This is a genomic window from Paenibacillus litoralis (assembly GCF_046244365.1).
Classification (GTDB): Bacteria; Bacillota; Bacilli; order Paenibacillales; family NBRC-103111; genus Paenibacillus_V.
The window spans coordinates 2,352,644-2,373,515 of sequence record NZ_CP176395.1 but is presented as its reverse complement, the minus strand read 5'-3'; the positions used below and the strand labels follow the sequence as shown (position 1 = coordinate 2,373,515).

The window sequence follows — 20,872 nt, the reverse complement described above, 5'->3', positions numbered from 1 at the left end:
CGGCGCCGGCTATTCGCCGGAACGCAGAAGACCCTCCGGAGAGGGCCTCGCCGCGCTTGCGCCTACTTCGTTTTCGCGTATTCCTCGTTCATTTCGAGCACGATCTTGTCGCCCCCGCCGGCTTTCCAGTCCGCGATCGCCTTGTCGATGGCGCTGACCGGCTGCTCACCGGTAATGATTTTGGTCACCGTCTCCCCGAACTTCGTGGACAGATCCGGCCCGATCTTCGTATTCGTATCCGAGACGAGGCCCGTCGCCGGATTCGGACGTTTGAATTTGTCGTTGATGCTGAAAATATTCTGGATCGTCTTCGTGTAGTTCGGATCGTCCCACTTCCGCACTTGGATAAGCGGATCGTTGCGGCGGATCAGCCAAGTCGAAATCAAATACGGACGGTCTTTGTCGAACGCTTCCAGCTTCTCGAATTTGTCGCCGTTCTTCTTGTAATGCACGCCTTCGATGCCGTGCTTGATCAAGTCGAACCCTTCGTCGGACAGCATGTAATCGAACAATTCCATGAGCCGCTTCTGCTTGGCCTTGTCCGATTTGGCGTTGAGGACGATTTTGGCCGTCGATAAACTGCTCGTTATCCCTCCGCGCAGTCCGGTCGGGCCGGCCGGCGGATTCAGCTGCACGAACTCGGCGTTCGGCGTCGTTTTCTTGATGAGCGGTACCGAATCCGTATAGAACTCGAACGGATTGGCGATCGTAATGCCCGTCTTGCCGGCCTCGAACTTGCTCCACGGATCGCGCGATTTATTGACGGCGAAGTCCTTGTCCAGCACGCCTTCCTTGTACGCCTTTTGCATGAACGTAAGGAAATCCTTCCACTCTTGCGCCTGTGCTTGCAGCGGTACGAGATTGCCGTTCACGTCTCTCCAGGCGATCAGTCCGAACGCGCCCATGACGTGCTCGATGTTGAACAGTCCGCCCGTCTTCGTCATGCCGAACGAGATGCCGATCGTATCCTTCTGCCCGTTCCCGTCCGGGTCTCCGTTCACGAACGCTTTGGATACCTCGTAAAATTCGTCGAGCGTATCCGGCACCTTCAGGCCGAGCTTGTCGAGCCAGTCCTTGCGGATCATGAGTGGGTCGCGCGCCTCGATGCCGTAATGCGGAATGCCGTAAATTTTATCCTTCGGATTGAGCACCTTGTATGTGCTGTCCGACAAATGCTTCACGAGATTCGGATAGTTGGGCAGATCCTGCTTAATATCGAGAAAAATGCCCTTGTCGCGCCATTTGCTGTACAGATCCCCGCCGAGATAGAACGCGTCCGGAAAGCTGTTGGACGCCGCCAGCACGTTCAGCTTCTCGACATAGTTGTCGGCCGGCACCCACTGGATTTTCAGGTCGATATTGAGCTTCTCGTTCAGCTTCTTGATGACCGAGTAGTCGTCGGGCCAGCCGCCTCCCGCCCAGCTCTGCGTCATGATCGTCAGCGGCAGCTTTTCTTTCTGCTCCTTGCCCCCGTCCGGCGATGCCGACGCCGCGCTTCCCACCGCAGGCGCATTCGACGTTTTATCTCCGCACCCTGCGAGCGTGCCGACGGCGAGTGCGCCGGCCAGAGCCGCGGCTCCCCATGAAACGAATCTTTTGTTCACGTACAACCCCTCCTCGTTTTATGCAAGCGTTGTCTTCGCATTCAGGGTATCAAAACGAGCCGGGAACCGCCTTACACAATCGTTTCATTTGTTATCCGATTTTTGGAATACGGTACGGAATGCGGATCGAGACGACCGTCCCCCGGCCGGGAAAAGCATGCAGGGCGATGCCGTAGGCTTCCCCGTATTTCAGCACCAGCCGGGCCTGCACGCTGGCGATACCGAGCGATTCCTGCGGGAGAAGCTTATCCTTCACATGCTGCGTAATGAATTCGAGACGCTCGTTCAGCTCCTGCATCCGCTCCTCCGAAATGCCGGGACCGTTGTCCGCGATTTCGATAACGAGATCTTCTTCGTCTTCGTAGGCGCTGACGATGATGGCCCCATGGCCGCCCTTCGGTTCGATGCCGTATTTTACGGCGTTCTCGAGAATAGGCTGAAGGGTCAGCTTCTCGATCTGACAATCGTAGAACTTCTCGTTGACGCAAATATAGCTCTCGAAATAGTGCGGAAACCTTACGCGGATGATTTCCAAGTATTTGGAAATATGCGTCAATTCGTCGCCGATCGTCACCTCGCCGTCCGCGTATTTGGCGGTGTACCGGTAGACGTCCGCTAAATTTTTGGCCATCTTCTCCACCTTCGGCACGTTTTCGAGGTAGGCGATGCTCTTGATGATATCGAGCGAGTTGTAGAGCAGGTGAGGATTGATCTGGTTTTGCAGCGCTTGGATGAGCGCTTCCTTTTGCCGCAGCCGCACGTGCATGTCCTGGATGCGCAGCTCGTAGACGGTTTCAAGCAGCTCGTTGATCTGCTCCACCATCCGGTTGAAGCTGTGGCCCAGCTGCTGAAATTCCATCTGCCCCGCGTTGTCGACGGCGCGAACCGTGAAGTCCCCTCTGGCTACGTTATGCATGACCTGTTTCAAGCGAAGAATCGGCTTCACGAAAATGTTGGAAACGAGCGGAACGACGGCAATGATGACGACGCTGAGAATGAGAAAGGCGTAAAACGTCGAGCCCCTTGCCGCCTTCAGTCCGCTCGACATTTCGTCGAACGGCACCAGCGACACGATATCCCAGTCGGTGATCGTCGAGCGCTTGACGGATACGAGCATTTTCTGCCCCTGCCAGTATTGAATGGACGACTGCTCCGCGCGATCGAAGGAGAGCGGCTCGAGATCGGTGTCGCCGACTTTCATGCCGAGCCATTCCTTGTTCGGGTGGTAGACGATGCGGTCTTTGGCCAGAATGAAAAAGAAGCCCGTCTTCCCGAGCGCGGACTTGCCGAGAATGTCGTGAATTTTGCTGAACGTGATGTCAATGACGAGCCTTCCGGTCACATTCAGATTGTCCGTGCTGTAAACGGGAATAAGCAGCGAAAGCACGGGCGTGCCGCTTTGCTGCGGATACGGATAAGCCGTACGGTGCGTCGGCAGGATGACCAGCGCATCGTTCATCGGCAAATCGTACCAAGGCTCGTTCCCGTACGAACGGCTCTCGGTGTTGATATTGCCCGTCATCGAAATGATCTGCTGCTCCCGGTTCATCAGGAACATGCCGATGATCTCCGGAACGTTGAAGGCGACGTAGCGTTTCAGCTCCATCTGGATGTTGTCGATGTCGTCGGACGTATGCACCCGCTTCGCGCTTAGCCAGCTTTGGGTAAGATCGCTCTTGAGCAGCGTGGATGTGGAGCTGACGATCTGCTTGAAATAATCGTCGAGATGATAGTTCAGCCGGGACTGCGCCTCGCCGGATATCGTGAAGAAATCCTTTTTGACCGCCTCGCTGAAATAATAGACCGTGAATACATTCAGAATGAGGATGGAGATGAGACTGACGCCGAGGAAGGCGAGGATCATGTTCGTCTTGATCGAAAACGGAAACGGCAGCTTACGCTTCACAGCCCGATGCTCCTTCTGTATTCGTTCGGGGCCATGCCGGCGACCGTCTTGAATACCCGGTTGAAATAATGCAGGGACGCGAAGCCGACCATCTCGGCGACTTCGTATATTTTCATATCCGACTCCAGCAGCAGCAGCTTCGCTTGCTCGATCCGCGTCTGATTCAAATAATTGACGAACGACTCGCCCGCATATTGCTTGAAAATCGTGCTGAAATACGACAGGCTAAGCTCCGAACGCTCCGCCACCTTCTTAAGCGTTACATCGTGCATATAGTTCTGCTTCACGTAATCGCAAGCCTGCTTGATCGACAGCCTGAGCTTGTAATCGCCCTTCCGCCGGCGGCTCTGAATCCATGTCTCCACGAGCTTATGGAAATGGTGGCGAACCTCGTCTTCGCGAATATGATCGGCCTCCATCGTCAGCGCATCCGCCGTGCAGCCTTCCTCAGAACCATGCATAACGCCGAGCTTCCCGGCAAAAATACGCAGCATCCCGATCCGCGCGCCGTCCTGAACGTCCTTCATTCTCAAAATGGCCTTCACTAGTGCCGCTTGTTCCGTTAGCAGCTGCTTCTGGTCCATAGTCGGCATGCCGTCCACGAACGACTGGATGCGCAAATAGCAGCCGTTCAGCTCTTTGATGTTCGTCAACCGGTCGAGGGAGCGTTGTAAAGCGCTTTCCAATTCCTCCGGATCGACCGGCTTCAGCAAATATTCCGACACGTTGTAGCGGATCGCCTGCTGGGCGTATTCGAACTGGTCGTAGCCGCTGATGATAATCGGCACGACCGGCAGCTTATGCTCCGCAATGTTCCGGATGACCCAGAGTCCGTCGCGGTTCGGCATCATGATATCCGTGATGAGCACGGTCGGCCACAGCTCGTTGACGAGCGCCCAGGCTTCCTCCCCGTCCGCCGCTTCGCCCACCACCTTGAATCCGTACCGGTTGCGCTCGATCATTTCCACGATTGCCTTGCGAATCCACACTTCATCCTCCGCAACGATGACTTGATACATGGCGCCGATCCCCCTTTACTTTCGCAAATTACCTTCAACGATCAACTGTGAAAATGAGCGCCGGAGCGGCGGCTTGCCGCGAAATCCCTCCGAAAACGAACGCAGGAGCGGCAGGTTCGCCTCACCCGGAGTGCTTAAAGGCGAGCAGGCCGTGCATTAAAAAAACGGCGGACCCGATACGCAGACCACCTTGGTATTACTTGAAGCCTATCGCGCTAAGCCGTTGCTCACGTATTCGCTACCGGCACGCTTGGCCGCTCATAAATGGCGCGGTATCGGTATCGTTCCGCTCCTCGCCGTATGTATCGCTACCTTCCTGACTATTCTCCGCTCTAACGCACCGTAACACACAGTAATGCACCGCATCCGCTTTAAAGCCCCGCGCTTTACGTCCGCCCCGCCCTTTTTCTGCGGAAATGACCCGGCGTCATGCCGGTAGCCTTGCGGAACGTACGGATAAAATAGTTCGTTTCCATGCCGATTCTTCCTGCAATGTCCTTGACGGTTATCGCTTCGTGCTCGTCCATCAGTCCGACGGCCTTGTCGAGACGGATTTTCTGGACGTACTGCAGCATGCTGATGCCGTACGTCTTGTGGAACAGACGGTTCAAATATTGATGCGTATAGCCGAGAGAAGCAGCTACGTTCGACAACGTAATGTTCTCGTTGTAGTGCTCGTTCAGATACTGAACGGCTTGCTGGACGACGGCATCGCCCGAAGGCGCTTCCTCCGATCCTTCCGCAGCCGCCGGTCCTGCTTTGCCTTCACTCAGCCTCAGGCGGTTCAGATCCGCAAGCAGGACGTACAGCAGCTTGACCGCTTCCCATTCCGCTCCATCGTCATTGGCGTCTCCGACCATCCAGATGTCATCCAGATGCTTCCATACCCGCTCCGCATCGGTAAGCGCCGTCAGCCGGCAAGGCACCAAGCCGAAATGTTCCAGCAGCAGGTCGGCCTTATCGCCGGCGAAAGACACATAACCGACCTCCCACGGCTCCTCGGACACCGGATAATACTCATGAGGCAGTCCTGCAGGCATAAACATGTACTGATATGGGCCGAACGTTATCGTTTCTTTGCCGAAAAAAAGAACTCGCCCTTGCCCTCCGCGGGCAAATAGCAGTTGATCCGTCGAGAACCCGTCAGGCCTTGTCAGATGGCTTTGTTTATTGTAGCCGACCGTGTGGACATATAGTGGCATCGGTATCGCAGGCGGCGGCAAAAATCGGATAATCCGAACGGTCATCGGGCTCTCCCTCCGGTAACGTTCAATTTGTTATATGTTGATTCATAACTAACGACTACTAATAACGCTATATTACTATAATCTTCACTCATTGAATAGACAACGATGTGAGTGATATTCAAAATGTTATATTGTTTATACAGTTACCCCGAGCGGACAGCCGGTCCGAGGCGAATAGACGACGTCAGAGGCTTCTATTCTCGCCAAACTCTCGAAATACCGCCAATTAGATGACGTCAAAGGCTTCTATTTCGCTGGAATCCCACCAGAACCGCCGAAACGAGGCGAATAGACGACGTCAAAGACTTCTATTCTCGCCAAACTCTCAAAATACCGCCAATTAGATGACGCCAAAGGCTTCTATTTGGCTGGAATCCCACCACAGCCGCCAGCTTGAGGTGATCCCGCCAGAACCGCCAGTTCGAGGCGAATAGACGACGTCAAAGACTTCTATTCTCATCAAACTCTCAAAAAACCGCCAATTAGACGACGCCAAAGGCTTCTATTTGGCTGGAATCCCGACAGAACCGCCGTTACGAGGCGAATAGACGACGCCAGAGGCTTCTATTCTCGCCAAACTATCGAAAAACCGCCAATTAGACGACGCCAAAGGCTTCTATTTTGCTGGAATCCCGCCAGAACCACTAGTTGGCGCAACTTAACGGCGGTCAAATCATCCAACATAAAGAGGAGCCCGTCCCGTCATCTTCCCGATGACCGGACGGGCTCCTCTTGCCTTACTCGCTCTTGATCCAATCGAGCGTAAACTTCGTGAAATAGATCGAACCTTTGTCGCCTTCGTACAATAATCCGATGTCGCCGCCGGATAAAACCGTCAAACAAGAATACCAATACGGTCCGCCGTAGACGGTCTTGGCATACGCCCATGTCTGTCCGCCGTCTTCGCTGAGCCGTACCGTGCCGTTGATCCGCTCGGCGGGATGGGCTGGGTTCGCCCAGAGGAGCCGCGCCTTCCCGTCCCCTCCGTTCGGATACGCCAGGACGGTCGATTGACAGATCGGATCGACCAGCGTATCGTCGAACGTCACGTCGCCCCAGGACAGGCCTCCGTCCTTGCTCTCCGCAACGGCCGTTCTCGCCAGCCCCGCATGGTTCCGCATGTAGAAGCGGATATCGCCGTTGTCCAGCTCCACGACCTGCGATTCCGTCAATTGAACGGCTTCGCTATCCGCCGACTCCGCGGCAATCGTCTTGCCGTCCCATAGGCGGCCGTCGTTCGGCGATTCCCCGAGCTGCCAGCTCAACCCGTGATCGTCGCTGTAGATGAGGGCATTGGACATCCGCCCGTTCGCATTGTTGAAGTAAACGGGAAATACAAGCCGCCCGCGGTTTGGTCCGCCGCTTAATTGCAGTCCTCTTCCCGGCCCGGCGCCGATAAATTTCATCCAGGGCTTCTTCACCTGCGGATTGAGCTCGATCGGCGCCGACCAGCTCAAGCCGTCATCGTCGCTGCGGATAACCTGCAGAAACGACGTTCTAGCCTCCAGCAAGCTGCGTGGCATGACCGTTTCGGACAAATAAATATTTCCGCAGTATGCGCCGTCCCGCACGACGTCCCCGTTCTCTTCCACCGTAAACGTCGAACGCGCCCCGGTCCGGTCATACACCGCTCCGCACGCATCGCAGAAGTATACCTCGCCCGCTTCGTCATACAGAAGCCTGCGGCTTTCCGCGTCGAAGCCGATCGATTGCTGCGATTTCCATAGGCCGATCCCTCCGGGAGTATGCGAGAACAGCATCCATAGCGTTCCGGTCTCCGCATCTTCCAGTAAGGCGGAGTCGATCGCAGCCGCTCCCTCAGCCCCCAGGCCCGGGTACTGGACGAGCAGTTGAATCGGCTCCCACGTTTCTCCGCCGTTATGACTCCTGCGGATTCCGATCGCAATATGATTAGGGTTGTCTCGGGCGCTGTCCCAGCGTACGTCGATTCCAGCGATGACCGTCCCTTTCTTCGTCGTCAGCAGCGACGGAATGCGGTAAGCAGCCGATCCGATCATTCCCGGTTCGAACAGCGCAATAGGCTCCGTCCGGTAACTTCCCATATTCAGCATGTCAGACTTCCTCTCCGATGTCATTCTTCGTTAGCAAAAAATCTTCTTCTAACAGGCTATAGCCGCGTATTTGACATTTCGGGGAATCGTCGGCGATATACTGCACCACATAGATTTCCCCGTCGTCAAACTGCACCCATCCGGAATAACCGTTATCGGCGAGCGGCGACCGGTCGTAGTCGATCGGCATAATGCGCACCCATTGTTTGCGGCGGTCGGTTTCCAGCGCCGTTTCTTGCGTCATCCAGGCTCCAAAAAAGTTCTGCGTGCTGCCGTAGCCGACCGGCCCGCCCTGATAAAACCGGTAGGTCATCATCACATTGCCGCTCTTCAGCATTCGCGCCACCGGACGGTGACAGCCGGGTATCGGCATGCGATAGGGTCCTTCCCACGTTTCGCCGTTATCTCTAGAAATTGACTTATAGCAGTCCCAGCCTTCTCCGGAGTTTTCCCGTAAAAAGGCGACCAGCGTATCGTCCGGCAGTGCCAAAATGCTTACTTCGCACAGGTGCAGCCCTTCCACGCTCGCCAGCGTTATCGGCCCCGACCAATCGCGCCCTTCGTTATCCGTATACCACAGCATTTGCTCCAAACCGCCGTGCGTCTTACTCTTGCGGTGAGCCGACAGCAGCCATCTGCTCGATGAAAGCTCGCAAAGCGTATCCGGAACGATGCCCGTCACCGGCGTAGCGATGGGTCCTTGCCATAACGTGCCGTCCTTTGACCCGATAAACAGCTCGTTGACGGATTCGTGAAAATACCCCCGCCGGGTGTCCTCCCCGTTCTTGGGCACCTTGCTCGTGACGATGATCATCCGACCGTCGCGAAGCCTCGCTATGCTCGGGCAATCGTAGAAATATTCAAGCCCTTGCGACCCTTCCGTCAGCGCCGTCTTCCCGCTCCAGGTCCGTCCCCGGTCCTTGCTGATCCGGTATACGATTCGCGTGTACGAACGGTCGGTATGCCTGGTGCACTCCGTATAGACGCAGACCAAATCCCCGCCGGCCGTAAGCCCGAGTGCGGGAAATGCCTCGTAAACCGTATCGTCGCGGCTGACGACGAACGTTTGAAAGCCCATCTCGCTTGCTCCTCTCCGCTCCATCCGCGGACAGCCAGGGTGCGGCTGCCGCAGAGAGAGTGAACCTCGCTTTTTCGCTTTTTCGCTTTTTCGCTTTTTCGCTTTTTCGCTAGTTCGCTATTTCGATTGCTCGCTAGTTCGGTATATTGCTATTTCGCTATATTGCTAGTTCGCTAGTTCGATTTCTCGCTATTTCCCTATTTCGCTTGTTCGCTACTTCGCTTTTCGCTTTTCGCTTTTCACTATTTCGCCTCTCATTAGGCGATACGCCCTACACGCCCTACTTCATTTTCAGCAGATCCTCCACTTTCGGCGCTTTGTCCAGCTCCTGGAGCAGTTGAGCGCCGCCGGCATCCGTCCATTTTTTCACGTAGCCGTCCCATTCTTTATCGATGTCGAGCTGCCCCACGATCGCTTTCATCCGGAATTCCTCCACGATCGTACTCAGCTGCGTGCCGTATTTTTTTTGAACGTCGGAGCCCTTCGTCTGATCGAGCAGATCGTATTTATACGGACGTATCTCCATCTTCTTCATCACGTCCGGCTTGGCGAAGAAGTCCCGGATCAGGTTCATCGTATACTCGGATGTAAAATATTGCAGCTGCTTCTTGTCGTAGCTTCTGAAGCTGTACGCATAAAATCCCGTACTGCCCTCCTCCGCCGTAAAGCCCTCTTTAACTTTCAGCGCCGACTTGTCGGGCGTGCCTTCCCAGACGGAATGCGTGCCGATCTCGCCGTATTTGGTCCATCTTGCGCCTTCTTCGTCAAAATTGATGTAGTCGAACATTTGCAAAATGCGGATGAGCTCCTCGTCCGATACGTTTTTGTTGATGTAGAATGCGTCCCCGAGCAGGTTGACCGGCCGGTACGACTTATGGCCTTGCTGGCCGTTCGGGCCGATTTCCGGCGCCGTCGCAAGCAGCTTGACGGTCTGGTCTTTCTGCACCAGGTTTTGCGGGGCGCGTTCCTTGGCCCAGTCGTCGAGGGCAATATATGCCCGCTGAGCGGAGTAATAGCCGATCTTGCCCGTGGCGTATTTCTCCCAGCTTTTCTTGTCGTTGAGCGTCGTCCATTCCGGATCGATCACGCCCATTTTGTACCATTTGGCCAGCAGCTTCAAATAGTCTTTATACGCCTTGGACGTTTCGGCCATGATCAGCTTGTTGTCTTCTAGGAGGCTGTATCCGCTGCCGATGCCGAATGCCCCCATCAGCGTGGCCGACCAAGTGTCGTATGCATTGTTGTACGGAGACAAGCCGTACGTATCGTTCTTGCCGTTGCCGTCCGGGTCGTTGAACGTGAACGCCATCAGAATCTTCTCGATTTCTTCCAGCGTATACGCCTTATCCGTAAAATAGATGCGCTCCCGTCCGCCGCTTGGGCCAACCGCCTTGATTTCGCCGGGAGGCTTGATTCCGAGCTTCTCCAGCCAATCCAGCCGGAACGTAGGCGTCCACAGCAGGCCTTCCGTATGCGTTTGGTGGCCGGTGAGCGCCACATATTCGTCCGTTTTCCCGGAAGCCAGGTTGATTTGCCAGCCCGGCGGATTTTCGTCCAGCATTTTGGCATATTTCGGAGCGTATTTCACGATCATGTCCTTCGGAATCGTCCGGGTCATCCCGGTTTCGTACATTTCACGCGGCGTCTTGCTGTTCGCCGTGAAAGCGAACGTATCCGGCAGGTCGCCAGAAGCGATCAGCAAAGCGACCTGATCTTTATTCCAGGTATCGACCTTCGTATTGATGATTTTGACATTGAACATATCCTCGAGCTTCTTCTGCACCCAGCTGCCGTCTTCCGTCTTCCCCTTGGTCCAGGAGCCCGTAAATTTGATCTCCAGCTTTTTGGCATATTTGCTTTCCGCCTTCTCGCCGTCCTTGCCCTTCACATCCGCAGACGGCTCCGGCTTGCTTGACGAGCAGCCGATTCCGCCGATAGCCAGCACGGCGGTTACTCCCGCCAGAAGCGCCGTTCTTACCCGTTTCCGCATTTCGCTTGACCTCCTCATCGATCCCCTAAAATGATGATTCTACCATACCCTATCCTATCCCTAGCAACTCGCCGCAGCTTTGACCGCAGCACACAGCCCAATCGTCGCTCCTGCCGCCCACCCCCTTCATAGAATCTGACCCTTACCCTTTCAGCGAGCCGATCATGATGCCTTTGATAAAATATTTTTGGACGAACGGATACATCAGGATGATCGGCCCGATCGAAATCATGACCGCCGCGGCCCGCACGTTGGCGAGCAGCAAATTTTGATTGAGCCGGTTCGCCTCGCCGATCTGCGATTCCGACGTAGCCATGTCGATCGAATTGAGCATTTTGCGGATGACCATCTGCATGACCGTTTTGCTGTCGTCCCGGATATAGATCATGGCGTCGAACCAAGCGTTCCAATGCCCGACCGCCGCCCAAAGCGCGATCGTAGCGATAACGGGCTTCGACAGCGGGATGATGATTTTGAGGAGCACGGTCCAATAGCTTGCGCCGTCCATCATGGCGGACTCCTCGATTCCCTTGTCGATCGTCATAAAATAGTTACGCATGATGATGATGTTGAATACGCTTACCGCTCCCGGCAAAATAAGCGAAAGCCTGTTGTCGATCAGTCCGATTTCCTTAATGAGCAGATACGTCGGAATGAGCCCCCCGGAGAAAAACATCGCGATCAAAAAATATATCGTAAAAGCATTGCGGAAAGGCAGCTCCTTCTTCGAAAGCGGATACGCAACCAATACCGTAAAGAGTAAAATAAGCGCGGTTCCGATGACGGTACGCATGATCGTATTCGTATAAGCCATCACGATATCTTCATAGGTGAAAAGAAAACGGTACGTATCGGTGACCCACTCGCCCGGCCACAGATGGACGCCCAAACTGGACGCTTCCTGCGCGGTCGAGAACGAGATGACGAGCGTTTGCCAGAACGGATACAGCACGGTGACGCCGATCAGCGCCATTATCATCAGATTGCACGAATCGAACAGCTTTGCGCCGAATGACCGCTTTTTCCAGTTGAGTTGCGACATATGCGAATCCTCCTTTACCAGATGCCATGCTCGCTGTGACGCCGGATGATTGCGTTGGCGCCGAGAATGAGGGCGATGCCGATCACGTTTTTGAACAAGCCGACGGCGGCGGCGTAATCGAAATTGAATTGCTCGAGTCCTTTGCGGTACACATACGTATCGATGACGTCGGCCACTTCGTAGACCATCGGATTATACAGGTTTAAGATTTGATCGAAGCCGACGTTCAAAATATTTCCCAGATTCAGAATGAATAAAATGATCATGATCGGCATCAAGGAAGGAATCGTAATGTGAAACGTCTGGCGCAGCCGGTTCGCCCCGTCGACCTCCGCCGCTTCGTACAGATCGGGATTGATCGAGGAGAGCGCCGCCAAATAGATGATGGCCCCCCAGCCGATTTCCTTCCAAACGTCCGAGAGCACCAGGATAGGCACGAACAGCTTCGGGTCGGCCAGGAAGTTAATCGGCTGCGCGCCGAACAAAGAGATCGCATAGTTCACAATGCCGCGCTGCGGCGACAGCACCTCCCCGAGCATCGTCGCCAGGATGACCCACGACATGAAATGCGGCAGGTAAGAGATCGATTGCGCGATTCTTTTGAACAACGCGTGCCGGATCTCGTTCAGCAGCAGGGCAAAAATGACAGGCGCCGGGAAACCGACGACCAGCTTAAGCAAGCTGATGACGATCGTATTTTTCAACGCCCGGATAAACAAGAAATCGGAGAACAAAAACTTGAAATGCTCGAAATCGTTCCACGGGCTACCCATAATGCCCCGTCCCGGCGAAAAATTTTTGAAAGCGATGACGATGCCGTAAATCGGGATATAGTGGAAAATGAACAGGTGCACGATCGGGATCAGCATCATGAAGTAAAGGATTTTCATCTTCTTCATTTGCCGGAAGCGAACGGCCGCCTGCTTCGCCGGCTTGATGCCTGCGGGCTGTGTCAACGGCGTATCGTTGGCTGACATGAACGGACCTCCTCGACTCATCCGCGCTTTTATGATAGCGCTTTCCTTGTATGCACTCATTATAGGCCGGGTCCGCATGCACGATCTTTGGATGATATAACACGATTTTTGGAGACTATCCTGCGGCGCACAAAAAAACGCAAGCCTGCGAAAGGCCTGCGTTGCGCAAAAAGCTGCGACTAGTAAAATACGTCCGCCGAACGCAGAGTCTCCATCGGAAGAACGAGCGAAACCGTAGTCCCCCGCCCTTTCCCGCTTTCGATATGCAGCCCGTAGCCGTCTCCGTAGTTCAGCTTGATTCTGGCATTCACGTTGTATATCCCGATCCGGTGATGGCCGGCTCCGGTCAGCTGGCTTCTGATTTCCGCCAATTCTCTCTCCCCGATACCCGCTCCGTCGTCGCTTACCGACATCAGAACGCTGCCTCCGGCCGCTCGAATCGAGATGTCGATCCGCAGGCTGTCCCTTCCCCGCAAGCCGTGATGAATCGCGTTCTCGATAACAGGCTGCAAAATCAGTTTCAGCGTACGGCACTCCAAAGCCGCGTCGTCGACATGCCAGTTGCAAACGATATGGTCGTACCTGTATTTCATTAAATGCACATACGCTTTGGCATAGGCGAGCTCTTCCTTGACCGGTACGAGCAGCTGTTCCTTATTCGTAATGTAACGGAATAGACGGCTCAGCGAGGTGACCATCTCGATCGCCTTCGCGCGCTCGTTCTTCTCCAGCATGAAAATAAACGTATCGAGCGTGTTGTACAAAAAATGCGGGTTGATCTGCGCCTGAAGCGCAGTAATTTGCGTTTCCCTCTTTTCGTACTCCAGCCTGGTCTTCTCCCGTTCGGCGATAATCGCGTCGTCTACCAGATCTTCAATTCTTCCGATCATGGCATTGAAGGTACGCCCCAGCTGATCGACCTCGTCGATCATCGCATCCTCGTCGGCGAACTGGTAGTCGACATCCTCCAGCTCGAAACGCATGAACAGCGCATTGAGGCGGCTAAGCGGCTTAAGCAGCAAATGTGCCATCACATACGATAAAATCAGCACCAGCAAAAAGATGATCACGACCAAATACAGATCGTTGTAAATTAGCCTGAGGCTCTCATTGCGAACGCTCGAATAGTCGTAAACGGAGACATAGGTCCACGGCAAATGCTTAAGCTGCGTCGCGTATACGTACTGCCTTTTCCCGTCGATCACCGTATAGTCGCCGTCCCCTTGAGCCATGTCCTCGGCGCCGAACCTACGCAGCACCGCGTCCTTGTTCTGATGGGAAATCACTTGATGATTCCAGTCGACCAGGAACGTTTCGTTCTCGCTTGCCTTTCCGCTCGAATACAGATTCTGCAAATAGATGCCGTCAATGCTTAGCGTTATATAGCCGATCGTCTCGGATAGCTGCGACAAATGCTTGACCGGGATGCCCAGCGTCACCGCATGGTTGCCGAATTCGTCGGTTTGCACCGAGTAGCCGAAATAGCTTCCGGACGCTTGCAGCTTGCTGAAATAATCAGGACCGAGTTCGTCGGCCAACCCCAACCGGTTCGAGTAGAGCAGCCGGAACTGGCGGTCGAAAATTCGGATCGTATCCTTGTCGCTGCCCAAGTACCGGTAGTCGCCCACCAGCTTGTGAATCTCCGCGATTCTCGCTTCTCCTCCAGGAGGAAGCGTCTGCAAATCCTCTTGGACAATGCTGTCGTAGGCAAGCCTCGCCATGATGATTTCCTTCTGGTTCAGGAAATGCTCGATTTCGTTGGCGTTCTTCTCATAGACGGTATAATAGCTTCTCTTGATTTCGCCGGCCATAATCGCAGAGGACTGCCAATAATAAATGACGATAAACGACGTTAACGGAAACATGATCGTAATCAAAAAATAAAGGAAAAACCGGTCGCGCAAAAACAGCTTTTGCGTCTTAAGCGGTCTGTACCGGTTGAGCATATTTTTCTCGACGTCGTACCGCTCCAATAGTTGAATCAGCCTGCGTACCGGGAACAGCATTTTGCCCGAAATGATCCGGGACGACACGAACGCCATGAGGGTGCAGAGCAAGAACGTGCCCGCAATCAGAGCGGCTAGCAGCCGGAGCTGCTTGTTATGAAAGCTGTTTTCTTCCAGATACAGCAGCTTCAGCTCGTAGAACGGAATGCTTTTGATCCGGATGCTGACGTTGTCCCGCACGATTTTTCCCGAATCCTCCGTACGGGTTATCGCATCGCTCATTTCGCCAAGCTTCAGCTCGTTGAAGGTGCCTCCCTTGAAAATTTCGATCATCTGCTTGTTGAGAAGCGCGATATGCTCATGCCCTGCGACCGCCTCGGTAAACTGGGTCGAATCGAGAACGACGAACAGCGTCCCGTAGCGCTGTCCGCTCTTGTCGGTCAATACGCTCGCCAAATACAAATGGTTGTCGAGCATCGCCAGAGCGGGGCCGTTTATCGCTTTGCCGCCTGGCTGGCCTATTTCGAAGAAATCGCCGGTTTTTCCGGGGGGCACGAGGCTCGTTTCGCCGCTTCGCTTGACAAGCTTACCCCGGCCGACGAGCTCGTAGTCCACGTATTTCTGATTCGAGCTGTACTGGTTGTTGTCCGTCAAGACGAGAATATGCTGCACGAAGCTGTTTTCTTTTTTGATGTTGTACAAGTACGATTCGATCTCTTTGGAAAGAAAAAACTTCTGATACGGGTCGAGCTTGTTGCTCTGCATATTTTGGATGTACGCAATCAGGCGCTCGTTCTGTTTCAGGTTGTCGGCGATATGATACAGGCCGTCGAAAATTTTGCCGACATCGTAGGCGATCTGATTCATTCGCGTGCTGTGAATGAAATCTTTCTTCTCGTCGATGAACGTCTTCGTCTTCGCATACAGGATCGAGGCCGTAAGCAGCATCAGCACGAGCACGGCCGCCAGCGCAACGAAGATCAGGAAATGATTGAATTTGATTTTACGGGTTCGCTTCATTCGGCTCATACCCCGTTGCCGCCGGAAAGGCGCCGGACCTGTACAGGAGCGGCTTCACGCCGACGATCGATTTAAACACTTTATTGAAATACGAAAAGTTTTTGTACCCGACCATAAGCGATATTTCCTTGATCCGGTAATTCGTCTGCCTGATCAGCTCCGCCGCCTTGCGTACCCTCGCTTCGTTGACGTAATCGACGAAATTTTGACCGGTCTGCTTCTTGAACGTATGGCTGAAATAGGAGGCATTGATATACAGCGATTCCGCCACCTCTTCCAGCGAAATTTTATCGGCCAAATGGCGCTGCACATGCGCTTTGGCTCGGGATATGTAATCATGGGCGTCCTCCGCCGGGCATAACGCCCGTTCCGCGGGCCGTACGCCGGCTGCGGTAAGGAACCAGGATTTCAGCTCATGCAAGGAACGGAACGACTGAATGCGCTCGAGGGCTTCCTTCCGTTCCGGCAGCGCAACGGCGATGCCGAGATCCCTGGCCTTCAGCTTAATCGCGATCAACAGCTCGATGCAGGCGGAATGAAGGTCCCGCACGTCGCTTTTGCCGCACGCTTCCGCTTGCTTGAAGAAGACTTCGAGCGGATCGCGGCCGCCTTCGTCCGATTTGGCGAATAATGCCTGAACGGTCTCCGCGATCAGTTCGTTCATGTTGAGCGCAGGCGCCTCCTGCCGAACGATATCCTGGAAGTAAAAGACGCTTTCGGCCGGCTGGAAATAGCGGCAGCTCGAGGCGAATATCGCCTCGTTGTAGGATCGGCCGATCGAGCCGGGTTCGCCGTACAGATTGCCCACCCCTATGGTCATATCCGACGAAAGATCGAGCTCGGGATCGAACGACTCCAGCTTGGCTGCGAAGCCGGCAATCATGCGCTGGACATCGCCCTTTGAAAGCGGTTTCCTATCGTGAAAAAAAATAACTTGGCTCCCGCCGTAAACCATCGTCGGTATGCCGTGCCCGCTCCAATACTTGTCGCTCATGTGAAATGCCCTCTGCAGACGCGAAAACCGCATTTCCTGACCGGCCCGCCGCTCGAAAACGCAAATCGCAACGCGCGAGAAATCATTCAAGCCTTGTAGCCCAAGCTCCTTCAAACGATCCCCCGCCGGCTCTGCCTGAGCGCCCTTGAGCAGATCGATCAGAAACCGCTCCCGGACGTCTTCTCTGCTGCTCGATCGATGCTCCTGATCCAATTCGCAGCCGATTCGCCGGAACAACTCCGCAAATTCTTCCTGGGCAAGCGGCTTCAGCAAGTAGCCTTTGACGCCGGCCCGGATGGCATCCTGCGCATATTTGAAATCATCGTAGGCGCTAAGGACGACGACCTTCACGCCGGGATGCCGTTCCCGAAGCGCAGCCGCCAGCTCGAGCCCGTCCATCCCGGGCATCCGGATATCCGTCAGCACGATGTGGGGAGCGAGACTCTGCACCAGCTGCAGCGCTTCCCTCCCGTCACATGCCGTACCGGCGATCTCCATGCCCAGCCGCTCCCAAGGAAACGATTGGACGATCCGCTCTCTGACCTGCTTTTCATCGTCTGCTACGATGACCTTATACGGTTGTGTCATCTAACTCCCTCCCGTATGTTCACCTTAGGACCGCTATCGATGTTTGTCAAATTCCTTTTGTTGGGGCCTGCGCCTTGTCTGACCTGATGCTTGGCTATTGCCCGATCAACCGGATATAGCCCAATATTTTATCGTTCAAGCCGCTAATACGCTCCATATATGGTTCCTCTATCGGCAAGAAAGGCATTCGAGGCTCGCCGACGTCGAAGCCGCGCAAGTTCAGAATCGCTTTGCAGCCTCCGTACAACGACGGAAGCTCGAGCAGCTCGGCGATAATCTCGTTGACGCGGAACTGCCATTGCTTCGCTTCTTCCATGCGTCCTTCGACAAAGCACCGCTCGATTTGCAGAAACAGCTCCGGCATAATGCCGTACGTGCCGCCGATTCCGCCGTCGGCCCCGATGCTTCTTCCCGCTACGTACTGCTCGTCCGGACCGTTGAACACCAGAAAATCCGGGCCTCCGATCGCCTTGAACCGCTGCAGCTCGAAAGTGCTTTCGGACGATATTTTCACGCCGATCACTTTGGGCTGCGCCGCCAGCTTCGCCAAAAGGCCGGTAGTCAGCGTAAAGCCGGTCGTTTGCGGAATGTGATAAATGATAAAGGGCAGCGACGTGCTATCGATAATCGCTTGCCAATGCCGTTCTACGCTTTCGGGGGACAGCCGGTAGTAGATGGCCGGAACCGCCGATACCGCATCCGCGCCGAACGACTCGGCATGAATGGCCAATTCGATGCTGTCGCGGGTGGACGGCGCGCCGACATGAACGATTACGGTCAGCTCGCTTCCTGCCTCTTGCATAACGGCTTCAAGCACTTGCTTGCGCTCCTCGACGCTTTGCAGCATGCCTTCTCCAGTGCTGCCCCCCACATATAGCCCTGTAACGCCCGTTTCCGCGTAATGCCGAACCAGCCGCTTGATTGCGGCGGGCTCGACCCTGCCAAGCTTGTCGTAGCACGCGTATAAAGCGATCGTAATGCCTTTGAATTTGTCGGTATCAACTTTGTACATCCTTACCAGCTCCTATCGGTCAGGGTGAATTCCGGACGATTATAACGGAAGCGGCGTAACACAATGTTTAGCTGTTGTTGCTCGATTTTTGGATATTTGCCGGCCGGACCGACGATTTCCCGCAGTCGGCAATGTGAAACGGCCCTGACCCGCCAATCCTCGGACTGGCGGGTCAGGGCCGGAATCTTTCTCGCTCGTTCTCTATTCCATCCGTTCAAACTGCCGGTTTAGACGACGCTAACGTCTTCTAATTCGCCTGAATTCTAGAAGACGTTCCATTTAGAAGTCTCTAAAGACTCTTATTCACAAAAAAAAGGCCTGTTCCACGGTTTTTACTCGAATTAGCTGTCTTTAACGTCGTCTAATTATTCCGAAACGGAAGTTTCTGTTAGATTAGAAGTCTTTGTCGTCGTCTAATTTCTCTAGAGCGGCAAGCTTCGGTCAGAACCTTGGCAGCCGCTAACTCCCTGGATGGCGGTTTCAGCTAGATCAGCAGATCTTGACGTCGTCTTAATCTCCTAGGCGGCCGTTCAGCCGGATCCCCCCTCTGCGCCGTTCGCTTCCGAACGGCCGAGCAGCAAGGAATACGCGAACACGGGTGCGAATAAAGAGAAGTAAAGGGAAGGGAAGGAAAGGAAAGGGGGAATTACAATGTCATTTGTCATCGTCCTATTATTGCTTCTAAATTTAGCCGTTCTTCTGCACATCAACAGCAAGATTCCCAAACGCGACCTCATAGCCGAAGCGGTAGAAAGAGACCGATTACGGCGGAGAGACGGGGAGAAGGACCAATAAGACTATTGCTGCTTCAACCGCCAAAACTTGACGAGAACGAAAACCTTCATTGGCGAATCCCCATCCAACATTAAAAAAGAGCGTCCCGACCTGCTTTGCAGCCGCCCCCGACAAGAGGTATAGTAGGAGTACTGCCGTCAAAGTATCCTTTCTCCTGCAACGCACTGCAGCTTGATTAAACAAGGAATGGGAAACCAAGGAGGAAAGCCGTTGAAAACGAAAGCCGAACGGATCAAACAAATGAAAGCGCCTGAGGTGCCGGCCGAATTATCCCATCGCCTGCCGCCGGGGCAAGTGCTGACGGACCGGTTCCCGATCCTTCACGAAGGCGAAGTTCCGCAATACGACATAGAGGCCTGGAGCTTGCAAATATTCGGCGAGGTCGAGGAGAAGCGCATCTTCACGTTCGCCGAGCTGAAGTCGCTCCCGCTTACCCGGGTCGTCTGCGACATTCACTGCGTGACGCGGTGGTCCAAATTCGACACCGCATGGGAAGGCATTCGCTTCCGCGATCTGCTTCGGCTGCTGAAGGTAAAACCGGAAGCCAAGCACGTCATGATTCACGCCGACAACGATTATGAAACGAACGTGCCGCTAGAGGATCTGATGGGGGACAACGTCCTGCTCGCCTTTACCTACAACGGCAGCCCGCTTACCGAGAAGCACGGCTGGCCCCTTCGCCTCGTCATTCCGCATCTCTATTTCTGGAAAAGCGCCAAATGGATTCGCGGCATCGAATTTATGAAGGAGGATCGCCCGGGCTTCTGGGAGCGCAACGGCTTCCACAACTACGCCGATCCCTTCAAAGAGATGCGTTTCTCGGGGGAAGCGTTCGATATTCCGGAGGATGAGTGGGTTCGCAAGGACTACGACTGATTGGGGACGGACTGATGACTGACGACCGTTTGATCCGATAAATATCTAGCGCCCGAAAATCCAATATTTCGGTCAGGGACGACCCGTTATTCACATAACGACGTTTCATCCCGATCTGCTCCGGTTTTAGACGGTACGGTAACGGCCCGGAACGTTTACCGGGACGCCAAAGCGTCTGCGTGCCTTAAAAACAACGAAAGACTGCTCCTCCCAAGCCGAATCAACGGCTGAAGGCAGTCTTTTTCCTGCTCCTTTGATTCCCTATTCGCGAGTATAGCTCACTTCTGCACCCGAATAGTGAACTTTGCTTCACTATTAGTGAACCTAAATTCACTAATAACTCGGAAAACGCTCGCTGCCGACTGGATAGTGAACCCAGCTTCATTATTAGTGAACCTTACGGTAAAATAGCGACGTCCAGTTCACTATGCACAGGTATCGCACACTTCTGCTCCCGAATAGTGAACTTTGCTTCACTATTAGTGAACCGAGGTTCACTAATAACTCAAAAAACGCTCGCTGCTGACCGACAGCGAACCCAGCTTCGCTACTACCTCGCGTTCACTATATGCAAGCGCAGATTCATTGCATCCCTAAGAAACTGTAAGCCATTCAGCTTCATACAGAACCCTCCTAAAAAACCCCTGCGGCTACTCACTATACCGGCATCGCCAGTTCCGGCCGGCGAACGCAGCCGAGGCGTGTC

13 protein-coding genes are annotated in these 20,872 nt (G+C 54.3%); 1 reads left to right on the top strand and 12 read right to left on the bottom strand.

Annotated elements, in window-relative coordinates; all coding sequences use genetic code 11:
- Positions 1–62 precede the first annotated feature (62 nt).
- The 12 genes from ACKGJP_RS09560 to ACKGJP_RS09505 form a co-directional block, all read right to left on the bottom strand.
- Entirely contained in the window at positions 63–1,604 is a 1,542-nt protein-coding gene (locus ACKGJP_RS09560) for an extracellular solute-binding protein (RefSeq protein ID WP_409345427.1), read from the bottom strand.
- A 91-nt stretch (positions 1,605–1,695) separates the two neighbouring features.
- The gene (locus tag ACKGJP_RS09555; protein ID WP_409345426.1) at positions 1,696–3,510 is read right to left on the bottom strand and encodes a sensor histidine kinase; all 1,815 of its coding nucleotides are present in this window, start codon (positions 3,508–3,510) and stop codon (positions 1,696–1,698) included.
- Positions 3,507–4,529: a response regulator gene (locus tag ACKGJP_RS09550; protein WP_409345425.1), complete on the bottom strand. Its 1,023-nt coding sequence runs from the start codon at positions 4,527–4,529 to the stop codon at positions 3,507–3,509. Before ACKGJP_RS09550 ends, ACKGJP_RS09555 begins: the two co-directional genes overlap by 4 nt.
- Before the next feature lie 386 nt (positions 4,530–4,915).
- Positions 4,916–5,776, bottom strand: coding sequence for an AraC family transcriptional regulator (locus ACKGJP_RS09545; protein ID WP_409345424.1), 861 nt, complete (start codon positions 5,774–5,776; stop codon positions 4,916–4,918).
- A 737-nt stretch (positions 5,777–6,513) separates the two neighbouring features.
- Positions 6,514–7,848 (bottom strand): exo-alpha-sialidase, encoded by a 1,335-nt coding sequence (locus ACKGJP_RS09540; RefSeq protein WP_409345423.1) that lies wholly within the window; start codon positions 7,846–7,848, stop codon positions 6,514–6,516.
- Between the two features lies 1 nt (position 7,849).
- On the bottom strand, positions 7,850–8,926 hold the full coding sequence (locus ACKGJP_RS09535; RefSeq protein WP_409345422.1) for a sialidase family protein: 1,077 nt from the start codon (positions 8,924–8,926) through the stop codon (positions 7,850–7,852).
- Between the two features lie 280 nt (positions 8,927–9,206).
- Positions 9,207–10,916, bottom strand: coding sequence for an ABC transporter substrate-binding protein (locus ACKGJP_RS09530; RefSeq protein WP_409345421.1), 1,710 nt, complete (start codon positions 10,914–10,916; stop codon positions 9,207–9,209).
- A 142-nt stretch (positions 10,917–11,058) separates the two neighbouring features.
- Positions 11,059–11,958, bottom strand: coding sequence for a carbohydrate ABC transporter permease (locus ACKGJP_RS09525; RefSeq protein ID WP_409345420.1), 900 nt, complete (start codon positions 11,956–11,958; stop codon positions 11,059–11,061).
- Between the two features lie 14 nt (positions 11,959–11,972).
- Positions 11,973–12,935 carry an ABC transporter permease gene (locus ACKGJP_RS09520; RefSeq protein ID WP_409345419.1) on the bottom strand — a complete coding sequence of 321 codons (963 nt, stop codon included), beginning with the start codon at positions 12,933–12,935 and terminating at the stop codon, positions 11,973–11,975.
- A gap of 179 nt (positions 12,936–13,114) precedes the next feature.
- The gene (locus ACKGJP_RS09515; protein ID WP_409345418.1) at positions 13,115–15,901 is read right to left on the bottom strand and encodes a sensor histidine kinase; all 2,787 of its coding nucleotides are present in this window, start codon (positions 15,899–15,901) and stop codon (positions 13,115–13,117) included.
- Positions 15,885–17,483, bottom strand: coding sequence for a response regulator (locus ACKGJP_RS09510; protein ID WP_409345417.1), 1,599 nt, complete (start codon positions 17,481–17,483; stop codon positions 15,885–15,887). Before ACKGJP_RS09510 ends, ACKGJP_RS09515 begins: the two co-directional genes overlap by 17 nt.
- A gap of 94 nt (positions 17,484–17,577) precedes the next feature.
- On the bottom strand, positions 17,578–18,495 hold the full coding sequence (locus tag ACKGJP_RS09505; RefSeq protein WP_409345416.1) for a dihydrodipicolinate synthase family protein: 918 nt from the start codon (positions 18,493–18,495) through the stop codon (positions 17,578–17,580).
- Positions 18,496–19,500: 1,005 nt separating this feature from the next.
- On the opposite strand from ACKGJP_RS09505, the gene ACKGJP_RS09500 reads away from it, so the two are divergent.
- A complete protein-coding gene (locus tag ACKGJP_RS09500) occupies positions 19,501–20,166 on the top strand; it encodes a sulfite oxidase-like oxidoreductase (protein WP_409345415.1) in 666 nt (221 codons plus the stop codon).
- The last annotated feature ends 706 nt before the right edge of the window (positions 20,167–20,872 follow it).

Bases quoted from the DNA above. Each gene is read 5' to 3' on its own strand.
- ACKGJP_RS09550 (WP_409345425.1), bottom strand. From the start codon at position 4,529: ATGTATCAAGTCATCGTTGCGGAGGATGAAGTGTGGATTCGCAAGGCA.
- ACKGJP_RS09545 (WP_409345424.1), bottom strand. From the start codon at position 5,776: ATGACCGTTCGGATTATCCGATTTTTGCCGCCGCCTGCGATACCGATG.
- ACKGJP_RS09540 (WP_409345423.1), bottom strand. From the start codon at position 7,848: ATGCTGAATATGGGAAGTTACCGGACGGAGCCTATTGCGCTGTTCGAA.
- ACKGJP_RS09535 (WP_409345422.1), bottom strand. From the start codon at position 8,926: ATGGGCTTTCAAACGTTCGTCGTCAGCCGCGACGATACGGTTTACGAG.
- ACKGJP_RS09530 (WP_409345421.1), bottom strand. From the start codon at position 10,916: ATGCGGAAACGGGTAAGAACGGCGCTTCTGGCGGGAGTAACCGCCGTG.
- ACKGJP_RS09525 (WP_409345420.1), bottom strand. From the start codon at position 11,958: ATGTCGCAACTCAACTGGAAAAAGCGGTCATTCGGCGCAAAGCTGTTC.
- ACKGJP_RS09520 (WP_409345419.1), bottom strand. From the start codon at position 12,935: ATGTCAGCCAACGATACGCCGTTGACACAGCCCGCAGGCATCAAGCCG.
- ACKGJP_RS09515 (WP_409345418.1), bottom strand. From the start codon at position 15,901: ATGAAGCGAACCCGTAAAATCAAATTCAATCATTTCCTGATCTTCGTT.
- ACKGJP_RS09510 (WP_409345417.1), bottom strand. From the start codon at position 17,483: ATGACACAACCGTATAAGGTCATCGTAGCAGACGATGAAAAGCAGGTC.
- ACKGJP_RS09505 (WP_409345416.1), bottom strand. From the start codon at position 18,495: ATGTACAAAGTTGATACCGACAAATTCAAAGGCATTACGATCGCTTTA.